Below are 26,034 nucleotides of genomic sequence, written 5' to 3'. Positions count from 1 at the left end.
CTTGTATAGCAGGTTTCCAATTTTTATGTGGTACAGACATTAGTTGAAAGATAGTTTTTGCCTACTCTGACTTATACCGTAAACTTGATAATTTATAAAGATGGATTTAACGGGGGGATATTATGAAAGGTAGCAAACATTTTAATTTTCACAAGCTTTGGCTAGGACAGTCTATAAGTTTGTTAGGTACTCAGTTTACAATAGTAGCTTTGCCACTTTTTGCATTAGAGGTGTTACAAACAAGTGAAGCAAATGCTGCTATGCTTCGTGGGGTTATATTCGTCCCTTACCTAATTTTTGGGTTAGTAGCCGGTGCTTTAATAGACATTTTTCATAGGAAAAATGTTTTGCTAATTTGTAGTATATGTCAAGGTATATTGTTTTTATCAGTATTCATACTGACTGTAACAAATATAATAACGTTCCCTTTATTGGTGTTTATCATGTTTTTAAATGGAATACTCACCACGTTTTACAACATTGCCATTCCTTCTTTCTTACCGGAAATCGTAACAGATAAAGACAACTTAAAAAAAGGAAATGCTCAACTAGCACTTTCGGAGTCTCTTTCTATAGTAATTGGTCCTATGCTAGCTGGAATCGTCATTACTCTAGTCGGATTAACAGGATCGTTTACTGTTGACGCAGTAACGTATTTTGTTTGTTTTATGTTTGTATTATTTATTTCAAAGTTTAAACCGCATACAGAGGGTTCTTTAAAAGACGTAAATTTAAAATCCATATACGAAAACATATATGAGGGTTTGATATATTTCAAAAAACACCCTGTATTAGAGCCAATTGTGACATGTGGTGCTGTTTACGGTTTTTTTAAATACATACTAAATAGCATTTTAGTAATATTCCTTTATAAGGTAATGGGGCTATCTGAAATTGAAATAGGATTTGTTGTAGGTTCAGCAGCGGTAGGGTTTTTAATAGGTAATACGGTTCTCATGAAAAAGAGTCAACAAATTAATAATACAAAAATGCTTATTTATAGCGCTGCTGTATCAGTTACCGGTTTGGCTTTTATACCGATAATGGGATATATGGGAACAGTTTACGGTATAGTAGCCGCAAGTATCATACATGGTATGGGAGAAGGTGTATTTGGCCCTTACGCTGCAACTATAAGACAACTTGCCTCACCAAATCACATGCTGGGCCGAGTAAATGCTGTACAGCGCACGCTTAATTGGGGAGCTTGGGCATTGGGAAGTTTTGCTAGTGCATTTTTAATTTCTATATTCGGGCTTCAAACTACGTTATTTATAGGAGGTTTCGGAACAACATTGTGTTTAGTTGCGTTGTTAAGACGAGGCGTATCAAAAGGAACTGACATTGAATATACGAGTTCATTTTAGAGGGGATGATTATGATGCATAAGGTATTAAAAGGAACTGACATAGAAAATAAACCACACATTTTATTTATAGGGGGATGGACAAAACCTATACAAGATGCATTAGACAGTGGGTATACTGTTTCGTATATAGGCTCTTACGCTAAACACATATATTTTGATGGAGTTATCTTAGAAAAATGTTTCTATAAAAAAGAATTAGACACAACAAACATACCCTTGTCTATATACTATGCTGAAGAATTATTTAAAGAGCGACCCTTTCATGTGGTTGTGTCTTTTAACGAAACAGCATTAGATACGGCTTGCATAATTGCAAAGATTTTTAATGTTAAAGGACCTTCTTACAATGCTAATATGATAACTCGCAATAAAGACATGATGCGTGAAATTCTAGCAGGTAAGGACTTTTCGATAGATTCGACAGTTTGTAATAATACTGAAGACATTAATGAATTTTTGAATAAAAAAGATAGTGTTATAATAAAGCCGCCGATTGGGGCAGGGGGTAAAGGAGTATGTAAGCTAAACTCGGGAGATGACGTAGGGGTGTTTATTAAAGAAAATGGTATTCAACTACCTGTTTTAGTGGAAGAGTATGTGGAAGGTGATATAGTTTATACGGTTGAAACCGTTTCTTATAACAAAAAACATTCTATACTTGCTATATCAGCTGAAGTATGTAAAGAAGATACATTTATAATAAACTATACGATTATGCCAGCACCTATAGATGAATCTCAAAAACAATTCATTATGGAGAAAGTAATGTTATTTTTAGACGATATAAAAATGGAAAATGGCATTACTCATACAGAAATAAAGTTAGACAAACAAAATAAGCCAATAATTATAGAGTCTCAAGTTAGAATAGGTGGTGGCAACATCTGGAAGATGGTGGAACTAACAACTGGCATATCTCAATTTGGATACTATTATGATGCGCTAGCTACTGAGATTATAGATGAATTTAGATGTGTACCTTCAAAATATCAAGCTATGTCTTTAAGCTTGATTCCAAAACCAGGTTGCTTAAAAGAAATCAAGTATAAAGAGTTAACTAACATATCCGAGATCGTATTAATTGATCTAGTAGTAAAAGAGGGCGACACCATACCAACTATTGTAGATAGTACGCAACGCAAAGGGTCTATATTATTTACGGCTAATGATATAAAACATATGTATGAAGTTGCAGAGGAAATATGTAACAACATAACGTTTGTTTATGAGGATTTCTCAGAATGGAAACCTTCTTTTAAAAAATATATGTAAAAAGAAATGTGGCAAATGACTGGTCTATATAAAAAAGGATCATTTAAATCACATGTGTCTATTAACCAAAAACCGGATAAAAGTGTATTAGCTAGAGCTATGTTTTTTGATGAAAATGACGAGTTTATATAACGAGTCCTTCAAGGTCAATTACAATGAGCCGGTTTATCCTTAGTGGGACAAAAATCGGCTTTTTTGTATGAAAATGTGCTTAGTGTGGTTTTTGTTCGAAATACTGGAGGAATCCCATTGCTATCATGTAAACAAATACATTCTTCCCTCAAATGAAATTTTAGTTTGATAGCGACGAGCTACTGATTGTGGAAAATCTCCAGGCTTCTATTAGTTGATTAGTTGAAGAATTTGTTCCATAGCTCTTAAGGTATTGTAATATAAATAATCAAATCATCCTTCTGCCATTTATTTAAATGGCTCATTCTCTACGTCTTATGAATTCCCTGAAAGTACTAAACTTAAGCAAAATAATTAACACATCCTATGCAAGAAAGTTGAGGTAGCTAATAGCATATATTTTACTGAAGGGATGTGATTGAACTATGGAACGGCCGAATTGGGGAATTGGAGGATTAGTATTCGTTGGCTGCATGTTTCTTGGCGGAGGATTGGGGTCTATGTTAGGTAATACCCAAACAGGATGGCTCATAGGAATGGGTGTTGGATTTCTTGGGATGGCTTTAACGAGACTGATCAGAAAGTAATATAACGTGGATTCTTAATATCATAAGCACTCCATACATTACAGTTAGAACTTTTTCTTTTGTATTGATTGGCCTTTTCTAAATTTTTTTCATACATAGATATGTTTCTCAAGTCGGAGGATGGCACCTTAGGGTGTATTTTTTATGCTTTCTAAAAATGTCTTACCGTATAATAGACTTCATTAGGTTCTGATAATCTTTTTTGTAATAGAATAGATTCATTACCGTTTCAGACCTTTGTATTTATTCATAACCTAACAGTAAAAGGGGGGGATGATGAAAGGTATGGCGTGTAATGATGAATTAATTTGTCAACAGTTTGCAAGAATTATTGGTGGCCAAGAAGGATTTGCCGGTGGAAAATGCGTGGCAACGATAAACCGGGATGAAATCAAGGCAACAATTTTAGGGAAACGTTTTAGGGTAACAAGTTCCTTTTCATTCGAATCAAGAGATCAAAAAACTGGACGGGCATTATGTCTAGGACGGGTAGCGCTTTTGCAAAAGGAAGTCACCGGATTTGTTGCCGCAATTATTAAGCAAGAAATAATTGTTTCGTCTATTCATAATGAGTGGTTATGTGATGATCCAAATTTAATCTACGTTAATATTGAAGATGTGGATGATCCGCTAAGCTTCGCAAGGAAAGTTAGAATAGCGTTATGTAATTAACAAGTTTCTTTCGTTAAATGTGTGATTTTGTTAAGTAGAATAGTTCCGATTGTTGAAAGGATTTATAAAGTGAAAGAAGGCATTCCATATTTGGAATGCCTTTTCTTGATGGTTTTGTTGTTAATGTGTGTTGTTACATTGTTTTCATTGATTATGTAACTCATCTTAAAATAGCAAGAATTGGTGAAGTATCTTTAAAATTCAAATTTAACAGGTCTTAAAAAAAGTTCTTCTAATGTATCTTTTGCATCTTTATTTTCAAATAAAATCTCATATAAAGCGTTACTAATTGGAAGTTCAACATCGTATTGTTTAGATAGTTCTTTCAATGCTTTTACTGTTGAAACTCCTTCTGCCAACTTTTCGAATTTTTGGCCTGAGACAAACGCTTCTCCGAATTTTCGGTTATGACTATGTAATGAAAATAATGTTGCCTCATAATCTCCTAAATGACTCAATCCGTATATCGTTAAATCATTTCCTCCCATAGCTGTAACCAAACGTGAAAGTTCTCTTGTCCCTCTAGCCATGAGTGAACCTTTCAAACTGCTGTAATTCAATCCATCTAACATTCCTGCGGCAATGCCCATAACATTTTTTGTAGCAGCTCCTATTTCATTGCCAATCAAATCTTGTCCGTAGTAAAATCGTATTAAATCACTATTAAATTCCTGCACAATTTCCTTAGTGATACTAATATTCTCAGATCCAATCACCATACAATTCGGAATGTCATTTACAAAATCCTGTACATGTCCAGGTCCTACCCAAACAGCTATATTGACATTTTTTTCAATGGTTTCACTAAATACTTGAGAAAGTCTCTTTCCGCTTGTTGCTTCAAGTCCTTTCATACATAAGATGAAGGTTTTTCCTTGTATTTCATTAATTAAGTTTAATTGACTAGCAAACGAACGTAATTCTTGTGCACTAATCGATATAATAATAATCTCCGCAAATGAAATTGCTTTATGTAGAGAATTACTTAGCTCAATATCTTCTGAGAGCGTAAGATAATCATTTTTTCTAGTTTCACTTAATTTATTATAATTTCTTGAGTTTTCTCTGCCCCATAACATGACATTATGACCAATTTTGTTAGCATACCAAGCTATAAAAGTACCCCAACGCCCACAACCAAGAACTGAAATGTTCAATAATCTCACCTTTGTCTTTATAAATTTTTATGATGTTTCTCTTTGCATGAATGGCTCTATTTATATTGTTTAATATTTGATATACATTAACAAATATCCTTCTTCTAATTGTAATGCCTAGTATTTTACAGGGAATTAAATGCATACGACAAATTTTGACAAAAGAATACATATACTTTTGCTATACTATGAAAGTTATTAATTTGTAATGTATATATAGGAGGATTTTTAAATGTCAAAGAAATTGTTATTATTTGCACTTATGAGTTTATGTGTAATTGCTTTAAGTGCTTGTAAGGGTAATGAAGAAAAATTAAAGGGCGCACCAGATGAGCAAAAAGTGGATGAAGACAAAAAAGTAGTAGGGGAAGAAAAAGGTAAGCAAGAAGAGCAACAAAAAGTAGAAGAAGAAAAACGTAAACAAGAAGAACAACAAAGAGCAGAAGAAGAGAAGCGCAAACAAGAAGAGCAACAAAGAGCAGAAGAAGAGAAGCGTAAACAAGAAGAACAACAAAGAGCAGAAGAAGAGAAGCGTAAACAAGAAGAGCAACAAAGAGCAGAAGAAGAGAAGCGTAAACAAGAAGAACAACAAAGAGTAGCTGAAGAAAAACGTAAGCAAGAAGAGAAGAAGGCTCAGCAACAGCAGTCTACACAACAAGAGAGAACACAAAAACAAGAAAAACCAACACAAGCAACAGGTGGAAAACCAACAAGATCACAAATTTCAGTTGGTTCACATGTAGTTATTCAATTGGATAATGACTATAGTAAAACTGTAAGTGGCGTTGTGAAAGACATTTTGACACATAGTGAAACACACACGTACGGCATTAAAGTTCGATTACAAGATGGACAAATTGGCCGTGTTCAAAGTGTTAAATAATGCAAAAAAGATTTGACTACTTTTCAAATAAATTAAAATTAAAAACCCGGTTCTTTCGTAAAGGAACCGGGTTTTTGCGTACGAAATTTGCATTTTGTTGGTGCTACCACACCTCTATAAAGTTATTGGATACAAGATAATAGATGTTTTTATAATTTGAAAGATGAGGAAACGAACTTGGAGGGAGTATTGGAAGCATGTTTAAGAAGATGAAATCCATGGAGAAAAGGAACTGGTTTTTAAGTCGGGGCTATGGACCTATCCTCTCGTTCTAATCCACTAAAAGAAGAACTTCCCCATACCCATTAGACTACTAAGCATTCCAATTCCATTCATAGTGCCTTTTCCTACTGTAAGTAAGTTTCCAAGCATTCCTGGCTGACCGTAACCTCCGTTATTCCCCCATCCCATGGGACTTATCTGCCCTCCCCATCCTGGAGAGTTTCCGAAAATACCTCCGTTATTGGTATTGAATTTAAAAGCCTTAGCTGGTGGCGATAGTAAAGCGGCAAGATGTCCTTGTGCAAACATCCCTGTATGATTGAATGGTTGGGCCCAGGGGATGGGAGGTTTTTGATAATTAAAACCTGCATGGCCTGGTAATGGAGTCCAATTAGCAGGATGTCCTTGGGGCATCATCCCTGCATAATGGATTGGTTGAACCAAAGAGAAGGGAGGGGGCTCGGGATTGAAAGTCGTATAATTGGCTGGTGAATCCCAACCAACTGGATAGAAGCGACAACTCCAATTCTCAGAAATCTTCAAACCACTCATTTCGTCAGCTTTAGTTATTTGGGGCTGTGAATATAATGAAGGCATTGAATTTTGGTTATTATATTGTTCCTCGTTTCCCTTTGAATTCACATACCAATATGGGTGCATAAGCTTATTCTCCTTACTTTAAAAATGTAATGTTAGACTTAGCCTATGTAATATTCCTTTTTATGGATGGTTACATAACTAGATTTCCAAGCCTGTATTTTAAGGAATGGGTGTGTGGTCTTGTTGATTTATCCCGCTATTTTTGGGCAGTAAGACCCCCACCTCAAAATTCAGCGGAAGCAAAGAAATAAGGCGTGGGTCGGGCTTCCCGTAAAAGCCCGATTGGTGTGGGCTAATAATCAGTGGGGGATGAACAAAACCTCCACTGATTAAAGTTTCCCTTTATTTTAGAAGGGGATTTTCATTTGCTCCTTTTGTTTATTTCAGCCTAATGTAATTTCGGTTAACAAACGTGTTTACATATTCATTCAAAATCTTAAGTTGGGTAACTAGAATTGCTAAAAAGAGAATATCCATTCGAAGAGTTTGGCAAAATACTGCAAGGGTAATATCTTCTCGTGCAAATATGCAAACGAGTTAAATTAATCAATGGAATTGATAATGAAGGGGCAAATAAATATATGAGTGAAACGTTACATAAAAGAAAACCACCATATGTAATGCTTGTAATCCTTTTTATTGGGGCATTTGTTTCATTTCTAAATAATTCACTTTTAAATGTAGCCTTGCCATCAATAATGAAGGATTTAGACATTAAAGATTATTCAACGATTCAGTGGCTTTCTACAGGGTATATGCTTGTAAGTGGTATATTAATTCCGGCATCAGCATTTTTAATAACCCGCTTCTCCAATAGAAGCTTATTTATTACATCTATGTTGATTTTTATTCTTGGTACGGCCTTAGCGGCTGTAGCACCGAACTTTAGTTTATTACTGACTGGCCGGATGGTTCAAGCAGCAGGTTCTTCAGTCATGGGGCCTTTGTTAATGAACATTATGCTAGTAAGCTTTCCAAGAGAAAAAAGGGGAACAGCAATGGGGATTTTTGGATTAGTTATGATTACAGCTCCAGCCATTGGACCGACACTATCGGGGTATATTGTAGAGTATTATGACTGGCGTTTGCTTTTTGAAATGATTTTACCGCTAGCAATCATTAGCTTACTGTTAGGGATTTGGAAATCGGAGAATGTCATGAGGCAAAATAAAAATGCAAAACTTGATTATCTCTCATTATTATTATCTTCTGTCGGTTTTGGCGGTCTGTTGTATGGATTCAGTTCTGCAAGTTCCGATGGTTGGACGAATAAAGTGGTCTTAACAACCTTAATCATAGGCGCTATTGCCTTAATTGCTTTCATTATACGTCAATTAAAAATGAATGAACCGCTATTAGATTTACGTGTTTACAAGTACCCAATGTTTGCACTTGCGTCTGTAATTGCAATTGTCAACGCAGTGGCCATGTTTTCAGGTATGATTTTAACACCAGCTTATGTACAAAATGTCCGCGGTATTTCACCGCTGAGCTCTGGGTTAATGATGCTTCCAGGTGCGGTAATAATGGGGGTTATGTCACCAATTACAGGTAAACTATTCGATAAATATGGCCCGCGAATTCTTGGTATAGTAGGACTTTCCATTACAGCCGTTTCAACTTATATGCTGGCGAACCTGCAAATCGACTCTAGCCACACACATATTATTCTCATTTACACATTGCGGATGTTTGGGATGGCGATGGTGATGATGCCGCTTATGACAAATGGCCTTAATCAATTGCCAACTCGCTTAAATCCGCACGGTACAGCCGTTAATAATACAGCTCAACAAGTGTCCGGTTCGATTGGTACTGCTATTCTTGTTACGATTATGAATTCTGTAACAAAAACAAAAGCTGAAAGTCTAATGGCTCATGTAGATCCAACAACCTTCACAGAAGCTACGAAGGTAATGTTAACGCAGAAGGCTTTATTATCCGGAATTCAGCATTCATTCTATGTAGCGCTTGGCATGAATGTTGTTGCACTCCTATTAGTTTTTTTCGTGAAACGTGTAGATACAAGCCCAGAAGCTGTCGAGAAGTTAAATCGGTAGAGAAGAATAAAACTCTACATAATGATTTCTATAAGTTTTTTGCTGTTTAGTTAGACTATGAAGAAATGTAAATTTCTGCTGCTAAGGCGCTGGTACTTAAATCTGGAAAAGAACCAGTGAAATAATTATATATAGTAAAAAGGATCTGATATTCCTATCAGATCCTTTTTCATTAGCAACACAGTATACTTACTTATCGTATTCGTTTGAATTGACATGAGAAACTACTGGATTTCCCAATACTACAATTTTTAGCTCTCAACTTTCGATAAACATTATAATAATACGCTTCATTTTCATGTAGTATTTTTGCTGCAAGTTAGAAATCTAATAGCAACAAACAACTTAGATTACCAACCTTATAAGCAATATCATAATCATGAATAGTTAGGGGAAAGATAAATTAAGGTAATTAATTACATATTTTTATCCCAGGCGATTCATTGCTATCTTCTTTTTATTGAATGGGATATTTTATCCCGCTATTTGCCGGGCAGTAAGACCCCCACCTCAAAATTCAGCGAAAGCAAAGAAGTTAGGTGGAGGATCAACTGCCCGTAAAAGCCCGATTGGTGTGGGCTAATAATCAGTGGGGGATGAAGAAAACCCCCACTGATTAAAGTTTCACTTTATTTCATGCTTTTTTGAAAGGGTGTTTGTAATGGATAAAAAAGTATCTGCCATTCCTCAGCCGAAAACATATGGACCGCTGGGGAATCTCCCATTAATCGACAAAGATAAACCGACCTTATCTTTTATCAAGATAGCGGAAGAGTATGGTCCTATTTTTCAAATTCAAACTTTAAGTGATACGATCATTGTCGTTTCTGGACATGAACTGGTAGCAGAAGTCTGTGATGAAACAAGATTCGATAAAAGTATAGATGGTGCTTTAGCGAAAGTTCGCGCCTTTGCTGGAGACGGATTGTTTACAAGCGAGACTCACGAGCCAAACTGGAAAAAAGCTCATAATATTTTGATGCCTACATTCAGCCAACGAGCAATGAAAGATTATCATGCTATGATGGTCGATCTTGCCGTACAACTCGTTCAAAAATGGGCGCGGCTTAATCCGAATGAAAGCGTAGATGTACCGGAGGATATGACTCGCCTTACATTGGATACAATTGGTCTATGTGGTTTTAATTATCGATTTAATAGCTTCTATCGTGAGACCCCTCATCCTTTTATTACTAGCATGAGCCGTGCTCTAGATGAGGCGATGCACCAATTACAGCGGCTGGATATAGAAGATAAACTCATGTGGAGAACGAAACGTCAATTTCAGCATGATATTCAATCTATGTTTTCTTTAGTAGATAATATTATTGCTGAACGTAAAAGTAGTGGAAATCAGGAAGAAAATGATTTACTTTCCCGTATGTTAAATGTGCAGGATCCGGAAACTGGTGAAAAATTAGATGATGAAAATATTCGTTTCCAAATTATCACTTTTTTAATAGCTGGGCATGAAACAACGAGTGGATTATTATCTTTTGTAATCTATTTTTTATTAAAGAATCCAGATAAATTGAAAAAAGCTTATGAAGAAGTAGACCGTGTTTTGACAGATTCTACTCCAACATACCAACAAGTTATGAAACTTAAGTATATACGGATGATTTTAAATGAATCGCTACGTCTATGGCCTACTGCTCCAGCATTCAGTCTCTATGCAAAAGAAGATACAGTGATTGGTGGGAAATATCCAATTAAGAAAGGAAAAGATCGTATTTCTGTTCTTATTCCACAGCTACATAGGGATAAAGACGCGTGGGGAGACAACGTGGAAGAATTCCAACCTGAACGATTTGAAGAGCTTGATAAGGTTCCTCATCACGCTTATAAGCCATTTGGAAATGGTCAACGAGCATGTATCGGTATGCAGTTTGCACTTCATGAAGCCACACTCGTAATGGGAATGCTTCTTCAACATTTTGAATTCATCGATTATCAAGACTATCAGCTGGACGTAAAACAAACATTAACGCTAAAGCCTGGTGATTTTAAAATTAGGATTCTACCCCGAAATCAAACTATTAGCCATGCTACTGTTCTTGCGCCTACAGAGGAGAAACCGAAAAAACATGAAATTAAGCAGCAAGGTCAGAAGACTCCTTCTATTATTGGGGCCGATAATCTTTCGCTTCTTGTTCTGTATGGATCGGATACAGGGGTAGCAGAAGGTATTGCAAGAGAACTAGCAGATACAGCTAGTTTAGAAGGTGTTCAAACGGAAGTGGCAGCTCTTAACGATCGAATTGGAAGTCTACCGAAAGAAGGGGCGGTTCTTATTGTAACTTCTTCTTATAATGGAAAGCCGCCAAGTAATGCAGGACAGTTTGTGCAATGGTTGGAGGAATTAAAACCGGATGAGCTAAAAGGTGTTCAATACGCAGTTTTTGGTTGTGGAGACCATAATTGGGCTAATACCTATCAGCGAATTCCAAGATACATTGATGAGCAAATGGCTCAAAAAGGAGCAACAAGATTTTCTAAACGCGGAGAAGCGGATGCAAGTGGTGATTTCGAAGAACAGCTCGAGCAATGGAAACAAAGTATGTGGTCTGATGCGATGAAGGCATTTGGATTGGAACTTAACAAAAACATGGAGAAAGAACGCAGTACTTTGAGTCTTCAATTTGTCAGCCGTCTTGGAGGTTCTCCTCTTGCGCGAACATATGAAGCAGTTTATGCATCTATATTGGAAAATCGTGAACTTCAATCATCTAGCAGTGAAAGAAGCACGCGACATATTGAGATATCCTTGCCAGAAGGCGCTACGTATAAAGAAGGTGACCACCTTGGGGTGCTGCCAATTAATAGTGAGAAAAATGTCAACCGAATTTTAAAACGCTTTGGATTAAACGGGAAGGATCAAGTTATACTGAGTGCAAGTGGACGAAGTGTAAATCACATACCTTTAGACAGTCCTGTTCGTTTATATGACCTTCTTAGTTATAGTGTCGAAGTTCAAGAAGCAGCCACTCGAGCACAAATACGAGAAATGGTGACATTCACAGTATGCCCTCCTCATAAAAAGGAATTGGAATCATTATTGGAAGAAGGAGTTTATCAAGAACAAATATTAAAGAAACGTATTTCAATGTTAGATCTTCTTGAAAAGTATGAGGCTTGTGAAATCCGATTTGAACGCTTTTTAGAACTTCTTCCTGCGCTCAAACCGCGTTACTATTCTATCTCAAGTTCTCCACTCGTTGCCCAGGATCGTCTGAGCATTACGGTTGGTGTTGTTCATGCGCCTGCATGGAGTGGGGAAGGGACATATGAAGGAGTCGCTTCTAATTATTTAGCTCAGCGTCAAAATAAAGATGAGATTATTTGTTTCATTCGAACGCCACAATCAAACTTTCAATTACCTGAAAATCCAGAAACACCAATTATCATGGTTGGGCCAGGTACTGGAATTGCACCATTCCGTGGATTCTTACAAGCGCGTCGTGTTCAAAAGCAAAAAGGTATGAACTTAGGAGAAGCACATCTATACTTTGGTTGTCGTCATCCTGAAAAGGATTATCTCTATCGTACAGAACTAGAAAATGATGAAAGAGATGGATTAATCTCTTTACACACAGTTTTTTCTCGCCTAGAAGGACATCCTAAAACATATGTACAGCATGTAATAAAACAAGATAGAATCCATTTAATTTCGTTATTAGATAATGGAGCTCATCTTTATATATGTGGTGATGGAAGTAAAATGGCTCCGGATGTAGAAGATACCCTTTGTCAAGCCTATCAAGAAATTCATGAAGTTAGTGAACAAGAAGCAAGGAATTGGTTGGATCGTGTGCAAGACGAAGGACGATATGGAAAAGATGTTTGGGCTGGTATATGAATGTTTCTTAATTAGAGAACTATTATGTAACGAATGAATTTCTTTCGAATAAGTGAATAACTCATTTATAAAAATCCCGTATTTTTATTGAATACGGGATTTCTTTATTTTTAATAAGCTGGACGGATACTGTAGAAAAATAATAGGTAATTCATTTGACAATTAAAATGACCTACTATAATATATATGCCATAGCATATAATTAATGAAATGAATACATTCATCGTGAATAATTGACTGGTATGCTATACTCTTTTATATATTAATTTATAGAGGTGATACATGAACTTACATGATTTAATAGGCTATCTTGTTCATCGTACTGATGTGAAAATGACGAATTATTTTACGAAGAAATTAAAGCCTTTTGGAGTTACGCCAGAGCAGTGGGGGATTATTAGTGTTCTTTGTAGCCAAAGAGCCACTACTCAAAAAGAGTTAGCAGAAGCGATTGATAAAGATCAAACTACTGTCGTAAGAATGATACAGTCGATGGAGAGAAAAGGGATTGTAAAGAAGGCTTTGAATGATCAAGATAGGCGTTCACACAACCTTTTTTTAACTGAAAAAGGTGACGAATTAAAGAAAACAATCTTGCCTGTCGTGACAGACGCGCACCATTTTGTTACGAGTAATTTGAGCGAAGAAGAGATTAAAGTATTACAATCATTATTAAACAAGTTGTATGATACACGCTATTAATATTTGTTCCTTATTGATGCTATTCATAAGGAACAAACTTTGTTATATGCCATATACATGCTATAGCATATAATTTCGTTTTAAGGAATGGTGAAGATATCTTTATTTTGTATGATATTTGATTCAGGATCACGTTTTTTCCTAGTACCAGTCAAAATTCCGTATTATACATGCTATAGCATATGAATTATTAAATAAATAAGAAAGATGTGATTGCTATTTTAATATTAATCAATGTAGTAAAAGTTGTATTGTTTCTGTTCTTTTTAATGACAGGTACGAAAATTATATCTGGGAAAATGGCAGATGAGTTTAAGCGATTTGGTTTACCTTCGTTTTTTAATTTCTTAACCGGAGCTTTTGAGATTGTAGGAGCGATTGGAATGTTGATAGGAATTTGGGTTCCAACAGTAGCTTTATTAGCAGGATTGTTGTTAGGTGGTACAATGCTTGCAGCTGCATTAACTCTTATTGTACTAGCGAGAGATCCCTTTAAGAAAGCGATACCTGCGCTTGTTTTGTTTGTCCTTAGTATAGGAATAAGTTGTTATCATATTTTTTAAATATAACCGAAAACGGTTAAACTTTATGCGTTCAAGCTGATATCGTTTTGTAATTATTTTATAAAAGGGGTTGTGAAAATGTAGGTGAAATTTCAAATGAGTGCAGGAATAATAGAAGCACTCATTTAAGATATTATCTGCATTCGAATTGAAAAATATTGAAAATAGGAGTGAGCGAAGATGGCATATTTATTACAAGTTGATTTTCCGTTTGAAGGTCCTTTTGGTGAAGAAATGGAAAAAGGATTTTGGGATTTAGCAAAAAGTATTAACGAAGAAGAAGGATTCCACTGGAAAATATGGACAGAGAATGAAGAAACAAAAGAAGCTGGAGGCATTTATGTATTTGAAGAAAAACAAGATGCTGAAACATACGCTGAAATGCACAAGAACAGACTTGAAGCAGCTGGTGTTAAAGATATTAGAGTAAGAATTTTTAACATCAATGAAAAGTTAACGGAACTGAATCGTGGTTATACGAAATAATTCCGACAGTCGGAGCAAGCTTAAAAGGAGGGGATAATCCCCTTCTTTTTTTAATTCTTAAATTGATGGTGAGGGCTCGCGCAAAAAATCCCTATATAGATAGGGAGGCGTGTATCAGCATATAGTTCCTTGGAAAAGGTTGTATGAAGTCTAATATATGAGAGTTCTTACATTTGTGAAATTGACGTGGGGAAAACTGTATTGAGATAATTATTTATAAAAGGGTACGCCCCTTACTGGGAGGTAAGGGGCACAGGAAATGCAAATTTATTTGTAATTTGCTAAAGAAATTATAACATATATACCTGTCTATACATGTTACAAATTTATGAACATAACTGTTGATTAGTAACCAGAGGTAACGAAGGGTAGATGACTTAAGTAGTTTTTAAAGGGGTATAACAGAGAAAATGCAAGAAAAGACCTGATAACAGGTCCGTTTTTGTTATTGTTTTTCAGACTTCCCTTGTTCTAGAATGTATGCTTCTTCTTGTTCCGGTGTCGCTAATTCGTATGCTTTACCAGTGCTGTTATTCTCCCATTCCCATAGTAAATTATGCTCCTCAACCGATTGAGAGAAATCGCCTTCATATCAACGAACCAAAATCTTGAGATACTGTTCTTTATGTTGTAAGGTTCCACTATTACTTTCATCAATTACTTGACGTACTTGTTCAATGTTTTCTGGAGTCATTTTAATAAATCCTTGCTTTTCGTGAGATAATACTTTTTGATGAGTCATTTTGTGCATTGCATTGATTATATGACGATCAGAATTGAGGTCAAGTATTACATCTTCCCCTTTAATTCTTTCAGTCTGCTTTTCCTTAACGTCTGAACCTGCATATGTACCCACTTTGTAACCAGTAAAAATACCAACTGCTATAGCAATAACTAAGCTTGATGTGATTTTGATCCACTTTTTCAAAATTCCCCCCCTTTTTATTGAAGTGTACCATAAAAGAAGAGTTATATACTCCTATCTGTCTGTATAATCTACATAAAGCAGCATTATCAGCAAATCAATGATGCAGAAAATTTTCGTTTTGGGAGTAATTAAAATTCTTAGCTTGATGGCGCTATCCTATCGCTATCAAGCTAAGCTCATACAACGTCAATTATAGTAAAGTTTGTTTCGTTTTTCTAAAGGCTAGATGTAGGGAATTGAAAGATTTGCATACGAAATAAACCCTAATGGGTTTCATTTTTTGATTTAAGTCGCTTGATTATTAGACATGGTACAATTGTAAACGACACCCAATATATCAAAGACTGTTTTCTTCTCAGACCTATGAGATTTTCGCCTGTTTTGCTGTAGGAGGTTAAACAGACGAAGGAGAACCTTTGATAATTCTTGGGTGTCTTTCTGTATAGCTTGGAAAAGAAGAAGAAAGTAATCTTTAATCATATACATGGTCTTATATTCACTCAGTTCTCGTTTCTTTTTATAAGAAGTAATTGCCACATTTGCATGCCCATCAAGCTAAGAAAACAGATGAACCCCAAAACAAAAAAATCCTTCGCAAAATTTGTGAGAGAAAAGGAGAGATAAAGGTATTTTAACCTTATCTCTCTTTTTCTATATTCATTTATTTTCAGGTAAGGAGTTGATTAGTTATTGCTATTTATAAGAACGTGAAGAAGTGTTGATGCCAGTTGGAACTGTTGTAAAGGTTGAGGAGGGGAATCCAAGGAAATATCAGAGATGTGCATGATGATTTGGCGCAGGGTTATGAATCCATCTTCTATGAAATCGTGGGATTATATAAGCATTTATTATTCTGGAGATTTTAAAATAAAACCTATCTAATTACAGAAGTGATTTGAACGTAAGGAAATTGTAAGAAATGCATAAGAAAAAAGAAATTTTTATTGTGTAGGATACAAATATAGAGAAGCACAAAAGAGGGAGGATAAATATGATTTATTTATACGAAAACCAAACTAGTAATAAGCGCATTCTAAATAAAAAAATCATTTATGGTACTAACGTACATGTGAAAAAGAGAGGTTTTACCGTTTGTTACGACAGTATGGATAAAGCCAGAATAGTAGTTTATGTGATGTTTGTAATTGAACAAATAAAAGATGAAATTAATCATTTATCTAAGGAGGCATTTATTTATGGAAAATAAATTATCTGGAGTGTTAGCCGCTACCTTAGCTCTAACGATGAGCCTACCAACAGGAGCGCTAGCGTCTTCTAGCAGTAAGACTCCGGTTGTATCTAGCCAAGAAGTTGCTAGCCAAGATTTGGAGAAGATTGCTGCAGAGAACGCTGAACTACTCACGAAGTCCTATGAGACGACTAGCGTGCAGTATGCGCTGATTGATAATGGTAAACTTATTTTGTCGGGGCAGACAGGCAAAAACGACATAGAAGGGAAAGAACCACTAACCAAAGATACTCTATACGGAATTGGTTCAACCAGTAAAGTATATACGGCTGCGGCTGTTATGAAACTAGTAGACGAAGGAAAAGTAGATTTGGATGCTCCTGTTGCCCGCTATATTCCTGATTTCAAAATGAAAGATAAACGATATAAGCGTATTACACCGCGTATGCTGTTGAATCACTCCTCGGGTTTGCAAGGTTCGACGTTCAATAATGCATTTTTATTTAAAGATAATGATGCTTATGCCCATGATATCTTGTTGCAACAATTGTCCAACCAAAACTTGAAGGCAGACCCTGGCGCGTTCTCAGTATACTGTAATGACGGTTTTACGCTGGCTGAGATCTTGGTAGAAAGAGTCAGCGGTATGAGTTTTACTGAATTTCTACATCAAAAGTTTACAGAGCCATTAAAACTGAATCATACGATAACATCGCAAGAAAAATGGGAAGACGAAAAGCGGGCTGGACAGTATTCTCCGACATACCAGGGACAGCTTCCAAGTGAAATGGTAAATGTGATTGGTACGGGAGGAATCTCTTCTACTGCAGAAGATGTGGTGCGATTCTCACAAATATTTATGGGACAGGGAAAAGAAATTCTCTCTAATAAAGCAGTCAAGGCGATGGAACAAGAAGAATATAAAAAAGGAATGTGGCCGGGAGATAGCGAAAATGTGGTCAACTATGGTCTTGGCTGGGATAGTGTGAAACTATACCCATTCAGTGAATATGGGATAAAAGCCTTGGCTAAGGGGGGGGATACGATACTGCAACATGCTACATTGGTCGTGCTTCCGGAACAGAAGATGGCAGCAGCTGTATTGTCCTCCGGCGGCTCCAGCATGAAAAATCAATTGTTGGCAAACAAATTATTGCTAGCTAGGCTTAAAGAGAAAGGAACAATTAAGGATATAAAACCAGATAAATCCTTCGGTAAGCCCGTCAAGGCTAAAGTTCCTCAAGACGTGGTAAAAAAATCGGGTTTTTATGGAAATAACCGCAGCCATTTCAAAATAGAAATTACGAAGAAGGGAGAACTGTTTTTACCAACTAAACCGGAAGAAAAATATGTATATACGGCGGATGGAAGCTTTATAAATGAGAAGGGTACTTCCAAGCTTAACTTCGTCACTGAGAAAAATGGAAAAGTTTATTTGAGAGAGAGCACATATGAATTATCGCCGGGATTGGGGCAAAATATGCTGACTCACTATTTAGCCCAGAAATTAGAAAACAATGTGTTACCGAAGAAAACAGCTGCTGCATGGGCGAAGCGCGAGGGCGGCAAGTTCTACCTCGTTAACGAAAAATTTAACTCTATAAATTATCTAGGACAACTAATACCTCTTAACACACAAATTACAACCAAGGATGGGTATTGGGACGGCAAAAAAATTACAGGTCCAAATTCGGCGATGCATCAAATTCAGATTCCCGTGATGAATGGGCGGGATACAAAGGAAGCCCATTTTTATACAGAGAATGGTACTGAATATATGGAGATGGCCAGCTTTTTATACGTCAGTGAATCTAACGTAAAATCCCTTGATGCAGGTCAATTATCGAAAGTTGCACTGCAAGAAAATGGGCATGCGAAATGGTTTACAATTCCGCAAGAGGCAGCAGGGAAAACGATGAATGTGGAGTTGCCATCAGGGAGTTCATTCGCGGTGTATGATGAGAATGGAGTATGCGTCAATTTTAGCGTTGTTAGTAATAATAACAAAGTGAAACTACCAGAGAACGGAACGGTTGTATTTGCTGGCGCACCGAACTCCGAATTTACAGTCGCATTGAACTAGCTACAACTCGGGGTAGACTTTAATAAAACAGTATCACTTGGAAAAGATATTTTATTTGTATCTTAAGTATTCCCTTAAATGCTATTACATTTAAACGCTTAGCTTGATAGCAATGTGGCGCTACCCATTAAAAAAGAAATAGGAGTGGATATCCTATTTCTTTTTATTAATATAATAAAATGTAATAACTAAATCCAAAGTAATGATAATAATTAGAAGTAACAAGTGTATAAGCGCATCAGTTTTCCAGTTTAGTAAAGATTTGATAAAGAAATCCCACTCTGTTTCATGATCTACCCAATTTCGTTGCAGTCCTAACACCATTCCATTTATGAAATAGACAATGCTTAATAGAATCCTTCCAACAAATAAAGCAGCTACTTTTATATTCCACTTCTTTATCAGTATTATATAAAGAAGTGGAAATAGTATAAGTACCCAAAAAACGATAATAAAAACTGTATTCATCAGTTTCTACTCCTTATGTGGATCATAAAGTTATGATCCCGTTAATTGTGGGCTGACTAAAGCTTCGTTTTATCTCTCCGTCTCAAAAAACTCAATCCACTCTCCATCAGGACCCGCGAAGAATATGTAACGTGTTCCATCTGGTAATGTTTCGATTTCTTCTCCTAGTAAAAAGGTTACTTTATGTTTCTTTAGTCTTTCGATTTCATCCTCTAATGGATCTACTTTAAAGCAAATGTGATGTACTTTTCCTTCTGCCGGAAGAGAGGAGTTGTAACCTTCAATGAGTTCCAGTATCGTTTCCTTCGATTCTTCCACACCTAAAAAAGCGAGTTTTAAGTCTGGGTTTGGATGTCCCATTCGCTTAATAAGTTGTAAGCCGACTACTTTTTCATAAAAGGTAATAGATGTTTCTAAGTTTGCAACCATAAGTCCGACGTGTTCGATTCTTCTAACTGGCATGTAGATTCCTTCTTTCTGAAAATTATATACAATATGTTATTGAAAATTAAGAAAATAAGCAAGATAAAAACCTTACAAATTTTAGCGTGTTATATGGTATAGTGAGAAAGTATGTTTGGGGAGAAGGAAGGAGATTATACGATGAATACACCTACTCAAACTCCTTCATTATCGGAAACGATGAAAGAGTGGCATTATGCATTAGCATATGAAATTAAACATTGGAAAACGATAGGTGGTAGTAAAATTTCTATCATGAACGGTCGTTTTTTATATACAGATTATGAAAGCACAGTATACGTATTTCAGCTTATTTCCGAAGTAAGCTTACCTGAAGGTTCACCAATTCGAATTGAGTTCGATGGTGAGGAAGCGACAGGAGAAGTATTATCTGTACATGGATTAGAAATAGAACTGAAATTAAATGATTATATACAAGGTGAAATACGAGAAGCTGTTTTATATAGTGAACCGTGGCAATTGTTAGAGCAACTACAAGAGAGGTTAAAGGAAGCACGTAAAGATAAGCTAAAACGTAATCGTATAAAGCGTCTTGTTGATGGGACGAGCAGTCCGAAACATATTGAAAAGATGAAAAATCCGAAAAATGAATTGGCGTATCGCGCGTTTTACAATCCAACAACTTACGTATGGGGACCACCTGGAACAGGGAAGTCTTACAATTTATCACGTATTATTTCGGCGCATTATCAAAAAGGAAAGTCGGTACTTGTGTTAGCTCATAGTAATGCAGCAGTAGACGTATTAATGAGTGAAGTAACGAAGCAAATTGAAAAGAAAAAGAAATGGACGCCTGGTGAAATTGTTCGTTACGGTTATAGTCAACATGAACATATACGAAATCATGAAACGTTACTTGCATCTAAGTTAGTTGAAACGACGAACGGATCATGGGGAGAAGAAAGACTCTATTTAGAGGAAACACGACAAGAGCTTCGTGAAAAGATTTTATCATATAAAGCGACTTCTGCTGATAAGAAGCGTATACAAGAGATTGAAAGTGATCTTCGAAAGCAAAAGGCTAAGATTAAAGAAGTAGAAAAAGAATATATTGAAAATGCGAAAGTAATCGGTGCAACTTTATCGAAATGCGCCATTGATTCACTTATTTATGAGCGTACATTTGATTTAGTTGTTGTAGATGAAGTAAGTATGGCATATGTTCCGCAAATTGCATTAGCTGCTTCACTTGGAAAACGCATCGTCGTTTGTGGTGACTTTTTACAGTTACCTCCAATTGCGATGGCAAACCATGAACTCGTTCGCAAATGGCTCGGCGAAGATATGTTTTACCATGCTGGGATTGTGGAGTCTGTTAATAAATCAGAAGCACATCCGAACCTGTTTATGTTGCAGGAACAAAGACGTATGCATGCGGATATATCGAAGTTTACAAATTCATTTATTTATAAAAATAGAGTATATGATCATCCGTCTGTTTCAGAGCGTAAGGAACTTGCGCAATTGCAGCCGTTCGCAAATGAAGCGAGTGTTTTATTTGATACGAGCCAAATGGGGGCTTTTTCGTTAAAAGATGCTGCTTCTGGTTCACGTTTTAACATTATGTCTGGTTTAGTAGCAATGCAAATGATGTTAATCGGATTGTTAGATGGTGTGCAATCCATTGGTGTTGTGACACCTTACAGGGCGCAGTCACGCTTTTTATCGACGTGTATGAGAGAAATGTTGCAGAGAACGAAATATCAAAACATACCAGTTTTAGCGGCGACAGTTCATAAGTTCCAAGGTTCTGAAAGAGATATGATGATCTTTGATACGGTTGACAGTTATCCGCAAGAACGACCTGGCGTATTATTCTTTGACCATAAAAACCATCGCCTCGTCAATGTAGCAGTGACAAGGGCGAGAGGGAAGTTCATTCAATTATCAGATTGCCATTATATGCGTAAAAACCTTTCGAGAAAACAAGCGTTATCACAATTAACAGCTCATATAGAACGTCACGGAGATGTGTATGATCGCACGACATCAAGACAATTGTGGGAACGGAAAATTTCGAAACGTTTACGCTGGTTTATGGAAATGAATCTTGAAGAGCCGAAAGGGTTATTGAAAGATATTTTAGCCGCAAAACGAAAAATTATTATTTCACTTCCAAGTACGAAGCAAGTGGATAAGCGAGTATGGCAAGCGTTAATGCGTACAAATGCGCAAATAACAGTGTATAGTGATGGACCAGTTCCACTGAAAAATGTAAAGTTACAAAGACAAAATAAAGCATTCCCATTTATCGTAATTGATGATGAAATCTTTTGGGCAGGGGCACCGCTCACATCTCAAATGATATTTGAAGGTAGTACGGAATTCCCGTACGTATGTGCAAGACTGCAAGCACCTGAGACAATTGGTGTATTAAAAGGATTTTTAGATATTCGGTAAATTCGGATAGGAATTCCTTGACTTTTATTTGGAATAAATTTAGAATGAATGTAATTTAATATAATTTTATGAAAATTCTTATCACGAGAGGTGGAGGGACTGGCCCTATGATACCTCGGCAGCGGATTCGTTATGAATACTGTGCCAATTCCAGCAAGGTAACTTGAAAGATAAGAAAGAAGCTCATTTTGACTGTATATACAGAAGCCTCTTTCTATCTTTTAGAAAGAGGCTTTTTTACGTGAAAATAAAAGGAGGAAGAAAAATGGAAGCGACAGGAGTAGCGTCACAAAGAAAAACAATTGAAGAGAGTATCGAAAGAAATAAGGAAAAGTACATAGAAACAAGCCATGATATTCATGCGAATCCCGAGATTGGTAACCAAGAGTTTTATGCATCTAGAACGTTAAGTTTATTGCTAGGTAGTGCAGGATTTCAGTTGCAGCACAATATAGCTGGACATGAAACGGGATTTATCGCACGAAAAAGCTCTGGAAAGCAAGGACCAGCAATCGCATTTTTAGCGGAGTATGACGCTTTACCAGGACTTGGCCATGCGTGTGGTCACAATTTAATCGGCACAATTAGTGTTGCAGCAGCAATTGCATTATCAGAAACGCTTGAAGAAATTGGCGGGGAAGTTGTCGTATTCGGAACACCAGCTGAAGAAGGAGGACCGAACGGTAGCGCAAAATCGAGTTATGTAAAAGCTGGCTTATTTAAAAATATTGATGCGGCGCTTATGATTCATCCGAGCGGAAAGACAGCAACAACGAGTCCTTCACTAGCTGTCGATCCACTTGATTTTCATTTTTATGGAAAAACAGCTCATGCTGCAGCTTCACCTGAAGAAGGAATTAATGCATTAGATGCGGTGATTCAGCTGTACAACAGTATTAACGCACTTCGCCAACAACTTCCGTCAGATGTGAAGATTCATGGCGTTATTACAGAAGGCGGAAAAGCACCTAACATTATTCCAGACTACGCCGCAGCAAGGTTCTTCATCCGTGCAGCAACGCGAAAAAGATGTGCGGAAGTAACAGAAAAAGTAAAAAATATCGCACAAGGGGCAGCGCTAGCAACAGGTGCGAAAGTAAAAATCCATCAATTCCAAAATGAAATCGATGAACTACTCGTAACAAAAACATATAACGACATCGTAGCTGAAGAACTAGAATTACTAGGTGAAGATGTAAACCGTAAAGAAAGACTCGGCATCGGCTCAACCGACGCAGGAAACGTAAGTCAAGTCGTACCAACCATTCACCCGTACATTAAAATCGGCCCAGATGACTTAATTGCACATACGAATGAATTTAGAGAAGCGGCGCGTTCAGAATTAGGAGATAAAGCGTTAATTACATCCGCAAAAGCGTTAGCAAATACGGCGTATCGATTAATTACGGAAGAAGGGTTGTTAGAGAAGGTGAAGGAGGAGTTTAGAGAGGCCCAGAGAAATCAGGGATAAGGGGATTAAGGTGCTCTTTTCGCAGAGCAATTTAATTAATAAGTAGAGATATAAAAAAAGAACATTGAAAATCAATGTTCTTTTTTTGTTTAATAATCATTAATTTTGTTGGTTTTTCTCATAAAGGAAAAACTTTTACTGTTAGCGGAGGATAATATGTATCTCTTTATTAGAACGACAATTTCTCCTCAAACTCACTCTTTAATACAATTAAAGGAGACGATAAACCAAATTGCATTAAAGAGTCTAAAAATGCAGCGAGGGAATCCATCGAATCGCTCATGACCTTCATCATATAATTAAATTCACCGCTAATTCGATATAAATCTGTTACTTCAGGAGCGGCATTACAATATTGGATAAAATCAGAGCATTGGCTCGTTTTAAACATGATGAATGCTTGAATATTTTTATTAATTTTGGAAGGCTCAAATTTTGTTCGGTAAGCAGCTATAACTCCTTGATCTTCAAGTTTGTTAATTCGTTCTTTTACAGCAGGTTGCGTCATGGATATAATTCGTCCTATTTCTGAAACAGAAATTCTCGCATTTTCATACAACAAGTTCATTATTTTATGGTCGATTTCATCTAGTTTTACTGCATTTTGCATTGAGTTATCCCCCTTGTTTTATTTTCTAAAGTAAATTGTATTTTATAACTATAATATCATAAGTAAACGAACTGAATTACCTATAAATCTATATTTAAAATGATTGGAGTTTACATGAAAATATAAGTGTAGGTTTTTATCAAACGGAAATTTAGGAAGGATGGAAAAAATGAAGAATCTTGATGGGAAAGTAGCGTTAGTAACAGGGGCGAGTCGCGGTATTGGTCGTGCGATTGCGATGAGATTGGCAAACGACGGTGCATTAGTTGCAATTCACTACGGCCGAAATAAAGTAGCTGCAGATGAAACAATTCGTGAGATTGAATCCAATGGAGGAAAAGCGTTCTTAATTGAAGCAGATCTCAATTCAATGGATGGTGTTAAAAAGCTAGTAGAACAATTAAAGAATGAATTACAAATAAGAGTTGGTACATCAGAGATTGATATTTTAGTAAACAATGCAGGGATAGGTACACAAGGGACGATTGAAAATACGACAGAAGAAATTTTTGATGAAATTATGTCTGTAAATATGAAAGCACCATTCTTCTTAATTCAGCAAACATTACCGTTACTACGAGTAGAAGGGCGCATTATTAACATTTCATCAGCTGAAGTACGACTTGGTTTTACAGGGTCCATTGCATACGGCTTAAGTAAAGGTGCATTAAATACGATGACACTGCCTCTAGCTAAACATCTTGGAGAAAGAGGGATAACAGTGAATACAATTATGCCTGGATATACGAAGACAGATATCAATGCAAAATTGCTAGATGATCCGGAAATACGAAATTTTGCTACGAATTCATCTGTGTTCGGACGAATCGGGCAAGTTGAAGATATTGCAGATGCAGTAGCATTCCTTGCTTCTTCTGATAGCCGCTGGGTAACGGGGCAGATTATAGATGTTTCTGGAGGTTTTTGTTTATAGGGGCACTACTCCATACCCATTAAGTTAACCAAGTAAATTACTAGATATGAAACGATCCTCGTTTCATATCTGGTGATGTATAGAAAGGTAGGGATGCTAAAGAAGCCTATTCAAACGTGATTTTTTCGCTAGGCAACTTGAATAAGGGGCTATTTTTCATTATTCGTAATCTAAAATGATCAAATTTTATTTTACAGTAACAATAAAAACAAAATTATTGACCGCGTGGTACAAAAAAGGGTATTCTATTCATGTTATCTTTAAAATGAGAGGAGGATACGATTGAATAAACGCGGCAGACCTCGAGAGTTTGATTATTCTTCAATTGTAGATGTTGCAATGAAAACATTTTGGTTAAGAGGATATGAAGGGTGTTCTACACAAGATTTATGCAGTGATACAGGACTTGGAAAAGGGAGTTTATACAATACTTTCGGTAGTAAACATGAGCTGTATAAACAAGTATTAGAACGCTACCATGAAATTGGGATTAAGGAACAAAGGAAATTGTTACATACTCCAATTCCAGTTAAAGAACGATTAAGTAATTTTTTTGAATGGGCATTGATAGAAGACTTTGAGAATATTGATCAAAAAGGATGTTTATTGATTAATGCCAGTATAGAACGTGCTAAAAACGATTTAATGGTACAAGAAATTTTCTCTAAGCATGTTGAACTTCTTAAACAAGCTATTGTAACAGTGATGGAGGAAGGATTGCAAACAGGTGAAATTTCAAAGAAGCAATCAGCTGAGGAATTAGCTAGTCTGCTTTTAAGCAGTTATTACGGATTCCGTGTTCTTAATGTATCGATGCAAAATCGGATGTTGTCTGAACAAGTTATCAAAGGAACAATAGAGTCTATTTGTGGCGCTTAGTGCGCTCTTTTTTCGTACTATTTTT

Annotated in this window: 21 protein-coding genes, 2 pseudogenes and 1 riboswitch; of the genes and pseudogenes, 16 read left to right on the top strand and 7 right to left on the bottom strand. The window is 36.3% G+C overall.

What is annotated here, in order from left to right:
- Positions 1-122 precede the first annotated feature (122 nt).
- The 4 genes from AC2CGR_RS10995 (at position 123) to AC2CGR_RS10980 (ending at position 4,032) form a co-directional block, all read left to right on the top strand.
- A complete protein-coding gene (locus tag AC2CGR_RS10995) occupies positions 123-1,367 on the top strand; it encodes an MFS transporter (protein WP_087964603.1) in 1,245 nt (414 codons plus the stop codon).
- A gap of 11 nt (positions 1,368-1,378) precedes the next feature.
- Positions 1,379-2,641 (top strand): ATP-grasp domain-containing protein, encoded by a 1,263-nt coding sequence (locus AC2CGR_RS10990; protein ID WP_102990394.1) that lies wholly within the window; start codon positions 1,379-1,381, stop codon positions 2,639-2,641.
- A gap of 557 nt (positions 2,642-3,198) precedes the next feature.
- Positions 3,199-3,360 (top strand): hypothetical protein, encoded by a 162-nt coding sequence (locus tag AC2CGR_RS10985; protein WP_165507137.1) that lies wholly within the window; start codon positions 3,199-3,201, stop codon positions 3,358-3,360.
- Positions 3,361-3,633: 273 nt separating this feature from the next.
- Positions 3,634-4,032, top strand: coding sequence for a DUF1259 domain-containing protein (locus AC2CGR_RS10980; protein ID WP_484480817.1), 399 nt, complete (start codon positions 3,634-3,636; stop codon positions 4,030-4,032).
- A gap of 194 nt (positions 4,033-4,226) precedes the next feature.
- Here AC2CGR_RS10980 and AC2CGR_RS10975 read toward each other — a convergent pair whose 3' ends face one another.
- Complete coding sequence (locus AC2CGR_RS10975; RefSeq protein ID WP_240687572.1) at positions 4,227-5,198, bottom strand: NAD(P)H-dependent glycerol-3-phosphate dehydrogenase; 972 nt, start codon at positions 5,196-5,198, stop codon at positions 4,227-4,229.
- Positions 5,199-5,421: 223 nt separating this feature from the next.
- Between AC2CGR_RS10975 and AC2CGR_RS10970 the strand changes: the two genes are divergently transcribed.
- Entirely contained in the window at positions 5,422-6,072 is a 651-nt protein-coding gene (locus AC2CGR_RS10970; protein ID WP_087964605.1) for a YwbE family protein, read from the top strand.
- A gap of 279 nt (positions 6,073-6,351) precedes the next feature.
- Here the strand turns inward: AC2CGR_RS10970 and AC2CGR_RS10965 are convergent, their stop codons facing one another.
- Positions 6,352-6,954 (bottom strand): hypothetical protein, encoded by a 603-nt coding sequence (locus AC2CGR_RS10965; RefSeq protein WP_131102594.1) that lies wholly within the window; start codon positions 6,952-6,954, stop codon positions 6,352-6,354.
- A gap of 521 nt (positions 6,955-7,475) precedes the next feature.
- Between AC2CGR_RS10965 and AC2CGR_RS10960 the strand changes: the two genes are divergently transcribed.
- The 5 genes from AC2CGR_RS10960 to AC2CGR_RS10940 all read left to right on the top strand — a co-directional run bounded on the left by AC2CGR_RS10960 (position 7,476) and on the right by AC2CGR_RS10940 (position 14,564).
- Positions 7,476-8,954, top strand: coding sequence for a DHA2 family efflux MFS transporter permease subunit (locus tag AC2CGR_RS10960; RefSeq protein WP_087964607.1), 1,479 nt, complete (start codon positions 7,476-7,478; stop codon positions 8,952-8,954).
- 661 nt (positions 8,955-9,615) lie between these two features.
- Complete coding sequence (gene cypD / locus AC2CGR_RS10955) at positions 9,616-12,813, top strand: bifunctional P-450/NADPH--P450 reductase (RefSeq protein ID WP_087964608.1); 3,198 nt, start codon at positions 9,616-9,618, stop codon at positions 12,811-12,813.
- Positions 12,814-13,095: 282 nt separating this feature from the next.
- Positions 13,096-13,515 carry a MarR family winged helix-turn-helix transcriptional regulator gene (locus AC2CGR_RS10950; RefSeq protein ID WP_001048550.1) on the top strand — a complete coding sequence of 140 codons (420 nt, stop codon included), beginning with the start codon at positions 13,096-13,098 and terminating at the stop codon, positions 13,513-13,515.
- 212 nt (positions 13,516-13,727) lie between these two features.
- Complete coding sequence (locus AC2CGR_RS10945; protein WP_060633152.1) at positions 13,728-14,078, top strand: DoxX family protein; 351 nt, start codon at positions 13,728-13,730, stop codon at positions 14,076-14,078.
- A 180-nt stretch (positions 14,079-14,258) separates the two neighbouring features.
- A complete protein-coding gene (locus tag AC2CGR_RS10940) occupies positions 14,259-14,564 on the top strand; it encodes a monooxygenase (RefSeq protein WP_087964609.1) in 306 nt (101 codons plus the stop codon).
- 445 nt (positions 14,565-15,009) lie between these two features.
- Here the strand turns inward: AC2CGR_RS10940 and AC2CGR_RS10935 are convergent.
- Both AC2CGR_RS10935 and AC2CGR_RS10930 read right to left on the bottom strand, forming a co-directional pair.
- Positions 15,010-15,492: pseudogene (locus AC2CGR_RS10935) on the bottom strand (PRK06770 family protein).
- Between the two features lie 285 nt (positions 15,493-15,777).
- Positions 15,778-16,034, bottom strand: a pseudogene (locus AC2CGR_RS10930) (IS4 family transposase); the annotation flags it as partial.
- Between the two features lie 449 nt (positions 16,035-16,483).
- On the opposite strand from AC2CGR_RS10930, the gene AC2CGR_RS10925 reads away from it, so the two are divergent.
- Positions 16,484-16,699 (top strand): hypothetical protein, encoded by a 216-nt coding sequence (locus AC2CGR_RS10925; RefSeq protein ID WP_484480816.1) that lies wholly within the window; start codon positions 16,484-16,486, stop codon positions 16,697-16,699.
- The gene (locus tag AC2CGR_RS10920; protein ID WP_484480815.1) at positions 16,689-18,764 is read left to right on the top strand and encodes a serine hydrolase domain-containing protein; all 2,076 of its coding nucleotides are present in this window, start codon (positions 16,689-16,691) and stop codon (positions 18,762-18,764) included. Before AC2CGR_RS10925 ends, AC2CGR_RS10920 begins: the two co-directional genes overlap by 11 nt.
- A gap of 153 nt (positions 18,765-18,917) precedes the next feature.
- Here AC2CGR_RS10920 and AC2CGR_RS10915 read toward each other — a convergent pair whose 3' ends face one another.
- Together AC2CGR_RS10915 and AC2CGR_RS10910 are read right to left on the bottom strand one after the other, a co-directional pair.
- Positions 18,918-19,232 (bottom strand): hypothetical protein, encoded by a 315-nt coding sequence (locus tag AC2CGR_RS10915; protein WP_129075286.1) that lies wholly within the window; start codon positions 19,230-19,232, stop codon positions 18,918-18,920.
- 69 nt (positions 19,233-19,301) lie between these two features.
- Positions 19,302-19,694, bottom strand: a complete 393-nt coding sequence (locus AC2CGR_RS10910; RefSeq protein ID WP_484480814.1) for a VOC family protein — start codon at positions 19,692-19,694, stop codon at positions 19,302-19,304.
- A 111-nt stretch (positions 19,695-19,805) separates the two neighbouring features.
- On the opposite strand from AC2CGR_RS10910, the gene AC2CGR_RS10905 reads away from it, so the two are divergent.
- Both AC2CGR_RS10905 and AC2CGR_RS10900 read left to right on the top strand, forming a co-directional pair.
- Complete coding sequence (locus AC2CGR_RS10905) at positions 19,806-22,115, top strand: AAA domain-containing protein (RefSeq protein WP_484480813.1); 2,310 nt, start codon at positions 19,806-19,808, stop codon at positions 22,113-22,115.
- A gap of 75 nt (positions 22,116-22,190) precedes the next feature.
- Positions 22,191-22,292, top strand: a riboswitch (SAM riboswitch).
- Between the two features lie 88 nt (positions 22,293-22,380).
- Positions 22,381-23,586 carry a M20 family metallopeptidase gene (locus tag AC2CGR_RS10900; RefSeq protein WP_087964614.1) on the top strand — a complete coding sequence of 402 codons (1,206 nt, stop codon included), beginning with the start codon at positions 22,381-22,383 and terminating at the stop codon, positions 23,584-23,586.
- A 169-nt stretch (positions 23,587-23,755) separates the two neighbouring features.
- Here AC2CGR_RS10900 and AC2CGR_RS10895 read toward each other — a convergent pair whose 3' ends face one another.
- A complete protein-coding gene (locus AC2CGR_RS10895; protein ID WP_001178569.1) occupies positions 23,756-24,196 on the bottom strand; it encodes an Lrp/AsnC family transcriptional regulator in 441 nt (146 codons plus the stop codon).
- 169 nt (positions 24,197-24,365) lie between these two features.
- Between AC2CGR_RS10895 and AC2CGR_RS10890 the strand changes: the two genes are divergently transcribed.
- Together AC2CGR_RS10890 and AC2CGR_RS10885 are read left to right on the top strand one after the other, a co-directional pair.
- Positions 24,366-25,130 carry an SDR family oxidoreductase gene (locus tag AC2CGR_RS10890; protein WP_484480812.1) on the top strand — a complete coding sequence of 255 codons (765 nt, stop codon included), beginning with the start codon at positions 24,366-24,368 and terminating at the stop codon, positions 25,128-25,130.
- 282 nt (positions 25,131-25,412) lie between these two features.
- On the top strand, positions 25,413-26,009 hold the full coding sequence (locus AC2CGR_RS10885) for a TetR/AcrR family transcriptional regulator (protein WP_484480811.1): 597 nt from the start codon (positions 25,413-25,415) through the stop codon (positions 26,007-26,009).
- The last annotated feature ends 25 nt before the right edge of the window (positions 26,010-26,034 follow it).

The sequence above is a fragment of the Bacillus sp. LSHTCR4 genome (assembly GCF_057197025.1).
Note: the sequence above shows the minus strand (reverse complement) of the source record. Positions and strands in the feature narration are given on the sequence as shown.

Excerpts from the sequence above, each read along its gene's own strand:
- AC2CGR_RS10995 (WP_087964603.1), top strand. The coding sequence starts at position 123 with ATGAAAGGTAGCAAACATTTTAATTTTCACAAGCTTTGGCTAGGACAG.
- AC2CGR_RS10990 (WP_102990394.1), top strand. The coding sequence starts at position 1,379 with ATGATGCATAAGGTATTAAAAGGAACTGACATAGAAAATAAACCACAC.
- AC2CGR_RS10985 (WP_165507137.1), top strand. The coding sequence starts at position 3,199 with ATGGAACGGCCGAATTGGGGAATTGGAGGATTAGTATTCGTTGGCTGC.
- AC2CGR_RS10980 (WP_484480817.1), top strand. The coding sequence starts at position 3,634 with ATGATGAAAGGTATGGCGTGTAATGATGAATTAATTTGTCAACAGTTT.
- AC2CGR_RS10970 (WP_087964605.1), top strand. The coding sequence starts at position 5,422 with ATGTCAAAGAAATTGTTATTATTTGCACTTATGAGTTTATGTGTAATT.
- AC2CGR_RS10965 (WP_131102594.1), bottom strand. The coding sequence starts at position 6,954 with ATGCACCCATATTGGTATGTGAATTCAAAGGGAAACGAGGAACAATAT.
- AC2CGR_RS10960 (WP_087964607.1), top strand. The coding sequence starts at position 7,476 with ATGAGTGAAACGTTACATAAAAGAAAACCACCATATGTAATGCTTGTA.
- cypD (WP_087964608.1), top strand. The coding sequence starts at position 9,616 with ATGGATAAAAAAGTATCTGCCATTCCTCAGCCGAAAACATATGGACCG.
- AC2CGR_RS10950 (WP_001048550.1), top strand. The coding sequence starts at position 13,096 with ATGAACTTACATGATTTAATAGGCTATCTTGTTCATCGTACTGATGTG.
- AC2CGR_RS10940 (WP_087964609.1), top strand. The coding sequence starts at position 14,259 with ATGGCATATTTATTACAAGTTGATTTTCCGTTTGAAGGTCCTTTTGGT.
- AC2CGR_RS10925 (WP_484480816.1), top strand. The coding sequence starts at position 16,484 with ATGATTTATTTATACGAAAACCAAACTAGTAATAAGCGCATTCTAAAT.
- AC2CGR_RS10920 (WP_484480815.1), top strand. The coding sequence starts at position 16,689 with ATGGAAAATAAATTATCTGGAGTGTTAGCCGCTACCTTAGCTCTAACG.
- AC2CGR_RS10915 (WP_129075286.1), bottom strand. The coding sequence starts at position 19,232 with ATGAATACAGTTTTTATTATCGTTTTTTGGGTACTTATACTATTTCCA.
- AC2CGR_RS10910 (WP_484480814.1), bottom strand. The coding sequence starts at position 19,694 with ATGCCAGTTAGAAGAATCGAACACGTCGGACTTATGGTTGCAAACTTA.
- AC2CGR_RS10905 (WP_484480813.1), top strand. The coding sequence starts at position 19,806 with ATGTTTGGGGAGAAGGAAGGAGATTATACGATGAATACACCTACTCAA.
- AC2CGR_RS10900 (WP_087964614.1), top strand. The coding sequence starts at position 22,381 with ATGGAAGCGACAGGAGTAGCGTCACAAAGAAAAACAATTGAAGAGAGT.
- AC2CGR_RS10895 (WP_001178569.1), bottom strand. The coding sequence starts at position 24,196 with ATGCAAAATGCAGTAAAACTAGATGAAATCGACCATAAAATAATGAAC.
- AC2CGR_RS10890 (WP_484480812.1), top strand. The coding sequence starts at position 24,366 with ATGAAGAATCTTGATGGGAAAGTAGCGTTAGTAACAGGGGCGAGTCGC.